4 protein-coding genes and 1 pseudogene are annotated in these 10798 nt (G+C 34.3%); all 5 read left to right on the top strand.

From position 1 onward, the window contains the following. Positions 1–99 precede the first annotated feature (99 nt). Complete coding sequence (locus tag F6K22_RS14945; RefSeq protein ID WP_293099005.1) at positions 100–6456, top strand: O-linked N-acetylglucosamine transferase family protein; 6357 nt, start codon at positions 100–102, stop codon at positions 6454–6456. Positions 6457–6897: 441 nt separating this feature from the next. Beyond that, the gene (locus F6K22_RS14940; RefSeq protein ID WP_293099002.1) at positions 6898–7491 is read left to right on the top strand and encodes a hypothetical protein; all 594 of its coding nucleotides are present in this window, start codon (positions 6898–6900) and stop codon (positions 7489–7491) included. A 37-nt stretch (positions 7492–7528) separates the two neighbouring features. Further along, complete coding sequence (locus tag F6K22_RS42060) at positions 7529–8923, top strand: FkbM family methyltransferase (protein ID WP_363273587.1); 1395 nt, start codon at positions 7529–7531, stop codon at positions 8921–8923. Positions 8924–8959: 36 nt separating this feature from the next. Next, complete coding sequence (locus F6K22_RS14925; protein WP_293099000.1) at positions 8960–10081, top strand: hypothetical protein; 1122 nt, start codon at positions 8960–8962, stop codon at positions 10079–10081. A 70-nt stretch (positions 10082–10151) separates the two neighbouring features. Beyond that, positions 10152–10798: pseudogene (locus tag F6K22_RS14920) on the top strand (hypothetical protein); the annotation flags it as partial.

Here is a 10798-nt window from a genome sequence, read left to right as displayed (position 1 = left end):
ATTAACAAATGTCCCCAAGAATATTATGGAAAGTACGATCTGATTTTTTCTATTGCAACTTTCGAGCATATTCATAAATTACCTGCTGCTTTAGATAAAATGTTTCTGGCTTTAAAACCAGGAGGAAAACTATTCTCTATGTTTTCACCTATTTGGTCGGCATACGATGGTCATCATTTACCAAGAATAACTGATCGAGCAGGCAAAGTTTTTGACTTTGGCAATTCGCCTATTCCTCCTTGGGGACATTTGTTAATGAAGGCTGATGAACTATGTCATTATTTATATCAATATACTGATAAAGAAACAGCAGAATTGATGGTTGACTATGTTTATAATTCACCTCATATTAATCGTTATTTTACAGAAGATTATCTAGAATTTATTAAAGCAAGTCAATTTTCAAGTAAGCAAGTAGAGTTAATATTTGAAAATCCTATTAATGAGAAGATTCAAGAAAATTTAGAAAAGTTATACCAGGGTAAGAAAGAATTTTCCAACAATGGAATATTAGTAGTACTTGAAAAAAATATTAAGCAAGGTAGGGAAATCTTTTGGGATGAGATGAAACTGGTAACAGAACAAGTCCAGAAGACAGTTATATCTACTCTTTCCGTATGTATGATGGTGCAAAATGGAGAAAAAACTCTTGCAATTGCACTAGAATCCCTCGATGGAGTTTATGATGAGTTAATTATTGTTGATGGTGGTAGCCATGACAAGACCTGCGAGATAGCTGCATCTTATGGAGCCAAAATAATTCACTCTCCTTGGTCAGGGAAGCATTCTCAACAGAGAAATGTATATTTGAAAGAGGTAAAAACTGACTGGGTTTTTGTTCTTGATTCAGATGAATTTATAGATGTAAAAACTTGTAATTTTTTAAGGCAACTTTGCCAGAGCAAAGAGTCTTTAAATGTAGATAATTTCTGGATACCCAGAAAGTGGATTAGTCCTTTTAATATTAAACAATACATTTCAAGTCCACCGCATTTCCCAGATGGTCAAAGGCGTGTGTTCAAGTTTAACGAAAATTTATCGTACAGTGGCTATATTCACGAGGTACTAACTGGTTTAAATTCGTCAGGTATTTGTGAAGATTTGAGCATTTATCATTTAGATTTGTTTATTAATGACGAACAAGAACGACAGAATAAAGTTCGTAAATACATGAAATTAGAACCAACAAATGGTGGTATTCACTTCTATTTGCCTAATCCTAGAGAACTACAATTTCAAGATTGGGAGCAGGAAATTAGTTTGACCAAAAAAACGAATAATTTACTTGAGTCACTGGTTAAATCCTATAAACAAAATTCTCAACTTAACCAAATTATACCAGCGGAAATTAAAGATGATGAGTTTTACATGACTATTCAAGAAATAGCAAGTAAAGCTACTATAAAAACTATATTAGAAATTGGTTCATCATCAGGTGGAGGAAGTACAGAAGCTTTTGTTAAGGGAATTAGAGAAAATCCTCATCAACCTACTCTATTTTGTTTAGAAGTTTCCCAACCAAGATTTGTCGAATTACAACAAACCTATTCCCAAGAATCATTTGTTAAGTGTTACAACTTATCCTCAGTTAGCATTAAAGATTTCCCAACACAAAACCAGTTACTAAGGTTTTATAAACAAATTCCAACTAATCTGAATAATTATTCTGCAAAAACGATTATTGGTTGGTTAAATCAAGATATAGAATATGTTTTGACATCGGGCGTAACACAAAACGGTATTGAAGTTGTTAAAAAAGAAAACCAAATAGAATTTTTTGATGTCGTACTAATAGATGGTTCAGAATTTACGGGAAATGCTGAACTAGCACAAGTTTATGGTTCTAAAATTATCATGTTAGATGACATTAATACTTTTAAAAATTATCATAACTATCAAATTTTAACTAAGGACAAAACTTATGATTTAGTAGCTGAAAATAAGCTGGTCAGAAATGGATATGCAATTTTCCAAAGAAACAAAAGTTATAATGAAATTAACTGCGATAGATTTAAGCAAAGCAATGATGAATTGCCTATACATTTCTTTACAATAGTTCTTAATGGTGAACCATTTATTCGATACCATATTGATGTTTTGAAACAACTGCCTTTTACTTGGCATTGGCACATTATTGAGGGTGTAGCTCAGTTAAAACATGATACAGCTTGGAGCTTGGCTGTTGGAGGAGTTATTACTGATGGGATGCACAACAAAGGTAGAAGTAACGATGGAACCTCGGAATATCTGGATGAGTTAGCTAAAGCTTACCCTGATAACATTACAATTTATCGCAAACCAGAGGGAGAATTTTGGGAAGGGAAGCGGGAAATGGTTAATGAACCATTAATTACAAATATTCGTGAAGAGTGTTTATTGTGGCAAATAGACGTTGATGAAATCTGGACTGTTGAGCAAATTTGCAATGCTCAAAAAGCATTTATAGAAAATCCTGAAAAAACAGCGGCGTTTTATTGGTGTTGGTATTTTGTGGGAGAAAATCTAATTATTAGTACCCGTAATTGTTACGCACAAAACCCAAAACAAGACTGGTTAAGAACTTGGAGATTTAAACCAGGATGCTTATGGATAGCCCATGAACCCCCTGTTTTAGCAGCACCTTTGCCCACAGGAAAATGGGTCAACGTAGCAGAAATAAATCCTTTTCTGCACGCAGAAACGGAAAGAGAAGGTTTGATTTTCCAACACTTTGCTTATGTCACCTCAGAACAACTAAGCTTTAAACAGCAATACTATGGTTATAAGAATGCCGTAAGTCAATGGCAAAGTCTACAGTCACAAACTAAGTTTCCTGTTTACTTGAGGGATTATTTTGCCTGGGTAGGAGATAACACAATGGTCGATCGCGCTGAATCATTAGGTATAGTTCCACTGGTGCAAAAAGATATAACTAGAAATAATTGGAAATTCTTGCAACCAGAATATTTACAACAACCAGTAAAGATGGAAAAGCGATCGCCTACCATTATTATTGACGGTATATTTTTCCAAATTTCTCGTACAGGTATTGCTCGTGTGTGGCGCTCTGTATTGGGAGAATGGGCTAAAACAGAATTTGCCCAACATATAATTGTACTAGATCGGGTAAACACTTCACCTAAAATTTCTGGCATCCGGTATCGTCAAATTCCAGCTTATAGCTACAACAATACTGACGCTGACAAAAAAATGCTTCAGCAAGTTTGCGATGAAGAGGGTGCAGATTTATTTATCTCCACTTACTACACAACTCCCATATCTACACCCTCGGTATTTATGGCTTATGATATGATTCCTGAAGCATTGGAAACTGACTTAAACAAAGCCATGTGGAGGGAAAAACATCATGCTATTTCTCACGCTTTTTCTTACATCTCCATATCAGAAAATACCGCCAGGGATTTAGTTAAGTTTTTCCCAGATATTCAACCGGATGAAGTGACTGTAGCTTGTTGCGGTGTTGCTCCTACTTTTACTCCCGCTACAACAACAGAAATAAATGGGTTTAAATATAAGTATGGTATTAGTAAACCCTATTTTCTTTTGGTGGGTGCTGGTAGTAACTATAAAAATGCGATTTTATTTTTCCAAGCTTTTGCTCAACTCTACAGTAAACAAGGTTTTGAAATAGTCTCGACGGGTAGTGGTTTAAACTTAGCTAACGAATACAGGGAATATGCTGCTGGTAGTGTCTTACATTCACTGATACTCAGCGATGAGGAATTGAAAGTTGCTTATTCTGGTGCAGTTGCTTTAGTTTATCCTTCTTTATACGAAGGTTTTGGGATGCCAGTTGCTGAAGCATTAGCTTGTGGTTGTCCGGTGATTACTTGTGCTAATTCTTCTATTCCTGAAGTTGCAGGGGAAGCTGCTATATATGTTGATGTTAATGATGTTGATGGTTTAACGGACGCGCTGTGTGAAGTACAAAAGCCAAAAGTTCGTAATTCTCTAATTGTTGCTGGTTTAGAACAAGTTAAAAAATTCTCTTGGGATAAAATGGCAGATATTATGAGTGCTGCTTTAATGAAAGCAACTTTACAGCGTTTAAATCTCCGGGAGATTAATTTAATTATTTTCCCAGACTGGTTACAACCGGAAGAAACAGTCGGATTGGAATTACAAGAAGTCATTAAAAGTCTGGCGACTCATCCAGATAGAGCTAAGATGACTCTATTAATAGATAACAGTAATATTTCTGCTGAGGATGCAGATTTAATTTTATCTAGTGTGGCGATGAATTTGTTAATGGAGTCAGAATTAGAGGTAGATGAAGGACCAGAAATTGTTTTGCTTGGGGAGTTGAGTCAAATACAATGGTCTGCTTTAATTGCTCAGTTGCAAGGTAGGATTAAATTAGAACATGAGAATGAGGAAGCGATAACTGTTGTCGATGAAAATCTGGCTGTTTATGAGATTCAAGGTATAGAGCGATCGCGAGCTATTAAGCTAGAAACTGGTGGATGGGAACTTTTTAAACTAAGTGAAATTAATTTAATTATTTTCCCAGATTGGTCGCAACCGGAAGAAACCGTGGGATTAGAATTGCAAGAAGTAATTAAAAGTCTGGTGACTCATCCTGATAGAGCTAAGATGACTCTATTAATAGATAACAGCAATATTTCTGGTGAGGATGCAGATTTAATTTTATCTAGTGTGGCGATGAATTTGTTAATGGAGTCAGAATTAGAAGTAGATGAGGGACCAGAAATTGTGTTAGTTGGGGAGTTGAGTCAAATACAGTGGTCAGCTTTAATTCCTCAGTTGCAAGGTAGGATTAAATTGGAACATGAGAATGAAGAAGCAAAAGTTCAAGTCAAAGCAGATAGCATTCCATCGATAGCGGTGGATAGCTTAAAAGAAAAGTTGGATTGGATTGATTTATCATCAAAACAAATTATTCCCAAGCAGGATAATTTTGAGAATCAACCTATTAACAAAATTAAATCTGAATCATTAACAGAGAAAGATGAAGCTGAAAAGATTTTAAGTGAGTTAGAAATTTTAGAAAAAGGAACGACTGAAAGCGGTCAACCTCTAGGTTTTTTTAGAAAAATAGGAGATGTGGAAAGTTACTACGAACAGACACAAAAAGTAGTCAATGATATTCATTCCTTTATTTTCCAAAACCCAGATAATCAGACTGCTCATCAAATAGCTAAATGGTTTACTCTCAAAGCAAAATTATTTCTGTATTTTAGTCAAGCAAATTTAAAAGAAATTTATAAAAAGCGTGCAGAAATTATCGAATTTGCTTTAAAAATTGAAGGGTATCAGGTAGATTACAACTTTCCAGAAAGAACAGGCGATCGCCAGAAGATTCGTGTGGGAATTATTGCGAATAATTTTGAACCTCATCCAGAAACTTTTGCCACTTTGCCTGTATATAAACACTTAAACAGGGAAGAATTTGAAATTATTCTCTATTATTTACAAGCAAGCGGTCATCCTCTGGAAAGATATTGTTTCGACCATGTTAATGCAGCAATTGAATTGCCAGAAGACCTCGAACTTCAAGTAAAAGCTATTCGTAAGGATGACTTAGATATTCTGTTTATTTCTACTAATATTACTTCCCAAACTAATGCCATAACTTTACTCGCATCCCATCGTTTAGCACGAATACAAATTGTGGGAATGAATTCTCCTGTTACTACAGGGATGCGTCATATTGATTGCTATATCTCAAGCAAACTTACTGACTCAGAAACTAATGCTAAAGAACATTACACAGAAAAATTAGTAACTTTAGACGGACCAGATCAATGTTTTGATTTTGCGACTGAAGAGGAATTATCAGTAACAACAACTATTAGCAGAAAAGAACTAAATATTGATGAGAATACAGTAGTTTATATATCAGGTGCTAATTTTTATAAAATCATCCCAGAGGTAGAAGCAACTTGGGTGCAAATAATTGCTCAAGTTCCTAACTCTATGCTCCTGCTATATCCATTTAATCCTAATTGGGCGCCAACTTATCCAATTGAAGCTTTTCAAGAGCGATTTTTTGCTACTTTAAGTAAGTATGGAGTTAGTGAAAAGCGACTACTTTTGCTCAATGCTTTACCAAATAGTGCTGATATTAAAAAATGTTTGAAAATGGCAAATATTTATTTAGATGCTTATCCATTTTCTGGTATGACTTCATTAATCGATCCATTGCAGGTTTGTTTACCTACTGTTGTTATGCAAAAAGAATCAGCTCGCTCTCGGAGGGGAGCATCTTTGTTGCGCTATATGGAGATACCAGAATTAATTGCAGAGAGTGAAGATACTTATATTCAATTAGCAGTTGATTTGGGAAATGATTCTGATTTACGAGCAGTTTATCGCGACAGAATAGAGACAAAAATGGAGGCTAATCCGCAGTTTTTGGATAGTCGCTATTACTCTACTCAAATGGGATATTTATTTCAAAAAGTATTTCAGGAATATCTAGCATCAGATAATTAGGGATCGAATATTGTCTGCTCAAAATATCAGTATTTAACAACTCCAGTGACTGAAAGTTGGCACTTTAGCAGGCACTAAATAAGGTTTGCTGAAAAAGTATTTTTTAAGGAGTAGGGGAGCGGGGAATTAGGGGAGTAGGGGAGTAATTTTTTGGCTATACTCTTGCCCAAAATGCTAACTTTTTGAGCATAAAGAGCTGAAAACCGGGTGCATCTCAATTTTGAATAAAGCCAAAAATTTATCACTTTTAGTAAATGGGGAACAGGTGAATAGGGAATAGAAAAAAAAGTATTTTTGCAAATATGAGATGCGCGGTGAAAACCAGGTACTTTTTCCAGACCTAAAAAGACACTTACCTTTATCTGTAAATGCTTTTAGATTTAATCAGCAAACCCTAAATAAAGCCAAAAAAACCAAATATTTAAATTTATGATGTAAATTATGATGAAAAATTTTAATCAAAACCAGAAAAAGATATTATTTTCTGTCGGTGTGGATAAACTTGAATCAAAATTTAGGAAACTTTCTAGTCCCCGCTTTCGAGAGTATGCCTCGTTTTACGATTTTGAATACCACGAAATTACTGATTATCCTTCCCTCGATAGAAAACCTCATTGGATTAAGGTTCACTATATTCTTAAACTGATGAACCAATTAAATGATGGAGATTTAATTGCTTTTTTAGATGCCGATATTGCAATAGTCAGAGGCGACATAGAATTAACAACATCTAAAAGCATAGGTTTATCCAAAGCTTGTGGTGACGTTTTTAATACAGGGGTTATTGCAGTTAGAGTTAATGATTTTAGCCGAAAATTTTTTGAAGCTGTCTGGAACAGAACTGATTGCTTTGAGCACCTTTGGCAAGAAAATTTAGCTGTCATTAAGTTACTGGATAATCTCTCAGAAGCAGAGATAGAAAAACACATTGAGATTTTGCCAAACAGTCTCAATGTCACCCTAGTCAGGGGAGAAGTTCCTGCGTATGACAAATATATCACTAATCCTTGTAAAGAACCCATTTCTAATAGTTAAACTTAAAAAAAACTAAACAAAAGAGGATATTTTAAGGATGCCAATATTCGTTGATAACTTAAATAAAAATGGCAAAATAGATGATATTCATTTAACCATAGCCATTGTAGGTTCTAGAAAGTATCAAGGCCAAGATTATGAAGGTACAAATTGGGATTTAATGTCTCCTAATTTAACGATATATGGCTTTGATGCCGATCATAAATCCTGCGAGCAAATGAATTCCAAGCTGCAAAAACAACAAATTAGTCACCAAGAAAAACACATACCTCTAGCTCTTTGGGATTCAGTAGGAACTGAAACTTTATATATTACTAAATCTCCGTACTGTAGTTCTTTGTATCCTCCTAATAAGTCTTATATTGATCGCTTTATAGAGAACCCCAGAATAATAGAGTTAGTATCTACAGAAAAAATTCAAACAACTACTTTAGATGATTTTTGTCATTCTGAGGGAATCAATGAAATTGATTTTATGCAAGTTGACACCCAAGGTGGAGAACTAAAAGTTTTAGAAGGTGCTAAGGATATTTTAAAAAGCGTTCTCTTCCTAAAAGTAGAAGTAGAGTTTACAAGTATGTATGAAAATCAGCCTTTGTTTGCTGATATTGATTTATATATGAGGAAAAGCGGCTTTACCTTCTTAGATTTTGAAACTTTGTATAGAGATTACCGTCGTAGAAGTTCCATAATTTCTCAACAGCATCCCGGTCAATTAATATGGACAGATGCTTTTTACTTTCAGGATTTGATTCAAAAGTCATCCGATGAGGAGTCGTTTAATAACACTCCAGAGAAGTTGTTAAAGTTAGCTTGTATTGCTGATATCCTAAATTTTTATGACGTAGCAATGGAAACCCTAGAGTGGTTAACTTGGAAATATGGCGATAATCCTAAGTACAATTTTGCTAACAACATAGCAGAGGTTTTATCTCAATTCCCTGATGTGGTTAAGCAAGAAGTGGGTGCTTTACCAGCGATGGAAAGAATCAAAGGTTATCTTGATAGTAAGTATTTTTTAAATCATCCAGTAGTTAAAGAAGATGAGTTATATTCAAATTTAAAATTAAGAAAATTTAATCTGATAATTTTTCCAGACTGGTCGCAACCAGAAGAAACGGTGGGATTAGAATTACAAGAAGTAATTAAAAGTCTGGTGACTCATCCAGATAAAAGTAAAATGACTCTCTTAGTGGATAACAGCAATATTAGTGCTGAAGAGGCAGATTTAATTTTATCTAGCGTGGCGATGAATTTGTTAATGGAGTCAGAATTAGAAGTAGATGAGGGACCAGAAATTGTTTTGGTTGGGGAATTGAGTCAAATACAATGGTCAGCTTTAATTCCTCAACTGCAAGGTCGGATTAAATTGGATAATGAGAATAAAGAAGCGATCGCTAAGGCAAAAGTACAAGAAATTTTTTCAATATAGAAAGCTAAAGTTATTACAGGATAATTTATTAAAATTATGATAACTGAAATTGTCGAAAAAGGTGTTTACTTTATCTTTTCACCAGTTAAAAAATGCTCTCATATATCAATTTGTATAGCAGAAGGTTTGAAAAAACTAGGAATTCCTATTTTTTCTAACATGGATTGTTGGTTAATCGACTTGAAAAATCAAGAATATTTGTTTAAAAACGATCGCCAAGTACATCCTAACAATTGTGCAATCGTAGTGGCCGATATTTATTTCATAGAAATGACAAATAACCACCCTTTATTTGATTTATTTTACGAACTCAATGAAGAAGTTATTTTAGTTATAATAGATCCCAATGATAGCGATCATGTATTAACTGGTAGAACAGAGAGATTAACAGCCGTAATTCGCGTGCATATGCACAAATTTAGGAAGTATCCAAGCCAATATATTCCCTGGGCATTTGGCATTTCTGAAAGGATAAGAATTGCTACGGAAAATAGTAAATTATTTTCCGAAAGAAAGCGACAAGTTTTAGCGGTATTTAGAAGTTCTTTAAACCAAAGTGTTAGAGTAGCAATGAATTTCTGTTTTATTTCTCATCTGCAAGATAAAATTGATATTAATCAAAATCCAATTACAGAAATAGGCAATAATATTTCATTAAATGATTTCGATTACTTATATTGGTCTCAATTCCCGACTCATCACATACCAAAATGGTTTGATTCCTTAAAAAACTCTATGTTTTGCTGTGCTTATGGAGGCAATTTTTATTACGCAGATTTAGATGAAAAGCTGTTAGAAAATTCTAATTTAGGACAAAAACCAGCTATAGCTAGATGGGATAGCTGGAGATTTTGGGAATCCCTGGCGTCCGGCTGTGTTTCGATTCATTTAGACTTTGATAAATATGGTTTTTTATTACCTATAAAACCTGTTAACTGGAAACATTATGTAGGAATAGATTTAGCCAATCCCCAAGAAGCAGCGCAAAGAATTATCGACGAACCAGAACTAATGGCTCAGATTGGATTAGAAGGTCAAAGATGGGCTTTAGAAAATTATGGTTCTGTACCTGTAGCTTGTCGCTTTTTAGATATTGTCTTAGGAGAAGAATTTGGCACGATAGAAAATTTGATTGATGCTGTAGAAGATATTTCTTAGTTTCGAGAAAAACATTTTCTTTTGATTTAGTATTAGCAATACCCCAGATTGGTCGCAACCGGAAGAAACCGTGGGATTAGAATTGCAAGAAGTAATTAAAAGTCTGGTGACTCATCCTGATAGAGCTAAGATGACTCTATTAATAGATAACAGCAATATTTCTGGTGAGGATGCAGATTTAATTTTATCTAGTGTGGCGATGAATTTGTTAATGGAGTCAGAATTAGAAGTAGATGAGGGACCAGAAATTGTGTTAGTTGGGGAGTTGAGTCAAATACAGTGGTCAGCTTTAATTCCTCAGTTGCAAGGTAGGATTAAATTGGAACATGAGAATGAAGAAGCAAAAGTTCAAGTCAAAGCAGATAGCATTCCATCGATAGCGGTGGATAGCTTAAAAGAAAAGTTGGATTGGATTGATTTATCATCAAAACAAATTATTCCCAAGCAGGATAATTTTGAGAATCAACCTATTAACAAAATTAAATCTGAATCATTAACAGAGAAAGATGAAGCTGAAAAGATTTTAAGTGAGTTAGAAATTTTAGAAAAAGGAACGACTGAAAGCGGTCAACCTCTAGGTTTTTTTAGAAAAATAGGAGATGTGGAAAGTTACTACGAACAGACACAAAAAGTAGTCAATGATATTCATTCCTTTATTTTCCAAAACCCAGATAATCAGACTGCTCATCAAATAGCTAAATGGTTTACTCTCAAAGC

The sequence above is a fragment of the Okeania sp. SIO2F4 genome, from assembly GCF_010672385.1.
In the GTDB taxonomy this organism is placed as follows: Bacteria; Cyanobacteriota; Cyanobacteriia; order Cyanobacteriales; family Microcoleaceae; genus Trichodesmium.
The sequence above is the reverse complement of the archived record's forward strand: the minus strand, read 5'-3'. Positions and strand labels throughout refer to the sequence as shown.